The sequence below is a fragment of the Nocardia sp. CC201C genome, from assembly GCF_030010695.1.
GTDB classification, from domain to species: Bacteria; Actinomycetota; Actinomycetes; order Mycobacteriales; family Mycobacteriaceae; genus Nocardia; species Nocardia otitidiscaviarum.
Map to the genome: position 1 here is coordinate 1 of NZ_JASCXP010000697.1, position 1,751 is coordinate 1,751.

Genomic DNA, 1,751 nt, shown 5'->3' on the forward strand with positions numbered 1-1,751 from the left:
GCGCTCAGGTACCGGTTGCGCGACGACATCGCCAGGCCGTCGGCCTCCCGCACGGTCGGCACCCCGACGATCTCGACACCCATATCGAGGTCGGCGACCATTTCCCGGATGAGCACGAGTTGCTGGTAGTCCTTCTCGCCGAAGAAGGCGGCGTCGGGCCGGGTGATCAGCAGCAGCTTCGCCACCACGGTCAGCATGCCGCCGAACAGTTGCGGCCGCGTCGCACCGCACAGCCGATTCCCCGTCGGTCCGGGCCGCACCGTGGTGCGCCGACCGTTCGGATACATCTCGCCCGCGGTCGGCGCGAAGACGACGCGTGTTCCGGTGCCGCGCAGCAGATGCAGATCGACCGCGAGCGTCCGGGGGTAGCGGTCGAAATCCTCACTCGGCCCGAACTGCAACGGATTCACGAAAATGGAGACGACGACCTCGTATCCGCGCGCGGTCGCGGCCGCGACCAGGGCCAAGTGGCCGTCGTGCAGCGCGCCCATGGTCGGCACGAGCGCGACGGGCCGACCGGCGGCCGACAGTGCCCGGCAGGCCGCCGTCATCTCGTCGACACCATGAATGACACGCACGGCTACCTCCGTCGGCTCGTCAGACACTCGCGGATATGCCCGAGTACGGTCTCGCGCTCGGCGAGCACGAAGAAGTGATCGCCGGGCACGACCCGGATGTCGACGCCCGCCTCGCCGCAGTCGGACCAGCGGTCGAGTTCGTCCACGGGGACCTGCGGATCGGCGCTGCCGCCGAACACGGTGATCGGGATGGGCAGCGGCGGTCGCGGACGGTGCCGATAGCTCTCGTCCACGCCCAGATCGGCACGCATGAGCCGGAACAGCGCCGGGCGCAGCGCCGGATCGTCGAGCACCGCCGACGGCGTACCGCCGAGTCCGCGCAGGAACGTCAGCAGCTCCGCGTCGGAGGCGTCGTGCGCGAAGGGATCCCAGGCGGATCGGTGCGGCGCGCGGCGCGCGGACAGGATCAGGCGCTCCGGCCGGGGCCGACCCGGCTCCAGCAGGCGATGCGCCAGTTCGAAGGCGACGAGCGCGCCCATGCTGTGGCCGAACAGTGCGAACGGCGGCCGCCAGCGCTCGCCCATGGCGGTGAGCAGCTCGTCCACCAGCGGGTCGACATGGACATGCGGGCGTTCGTGGGCGCGGGTCTCGCGGCCGGGCGGTTGCAGCGGTACCACCTCGAGGTCGGGGCGCAGCCGCTCCCGCCAGGGCAGATAGGTCGAGGCTCCGGAACCGGCGTGCGGCAGGCAGTACAGCGTCATGGGTGCGTCGCCGACGGGCGGGTACGGCATCCAGCTGTCGGCGTCGAGGGCGATGGTCACAGGCTCCTCCGGGTGGTGGTGTGCCGGGTGTGCGGCGGCCCGACCGAACGGATCGCCCGGGTGACGGCGGCCAACGCCATGAGCCGCACGACATCGACATCCGCCGGGACCGCACCCGTCGCGGCACAAATGAACCCATCGCCGTCGAAGCGTCCGTGCGGCGGCGTGAGCGCGCGGGACAGCCCGTCGTGCGCGCCCTGCGCGACCACCTGACAGCCCAGCTTGTCCAGCCGGGCGTTGGTGACCACCACGCCGATGGTCGTGTGCATGCGCGCGCCCAGATCGATGTCGTGGAGCTGGGTTACCGCGTCCAATTCGATGTCCGCAGCACCGTGGTCGATATCGCCGTAGGCGTTCACCACGCACAGCGCGCCCACGACCAGGTCGTCCCAGCGGCGTTCGGCATAGGTGA

Annotated in this window: 3 protein-coding genes; all 3 read right to left on the reverse strand. The window is 70.9% G+C overall.

What is annotated here, in order from left to right:
• On the reverse strand, window positions 1-551 hold a 551-nt coding region (gene panC / locus QK444_RS36015; RefSeq protein ID WP_282786564.1), incomplete at its 3' end, for a pantoate--beta-alanine ligase.
• A 29-nt stretch (window positions 552-580) separates the two neighbouring features.
• Complete coding sequence (locus tag QK444_RS36020; RefSeq protein ID WP_282786562.1) at window positions 581-1,339, reverse strand: alpha/beta fold hydrolase; 759 nt, start codon at window positions 1,337-1,339, stop codon at window positions 581-583.
• Window positions 1,336-1,751: P1 family peptidase (locus tag QK444_RS36025; protein ID WP_282786563.1), on the reverse strand; the 416-nt coding region annotated here is incomplete at its 5' end. The genes QK444_RS36025 and QK444_RS36020, both read right to left, overlap by 4 nt.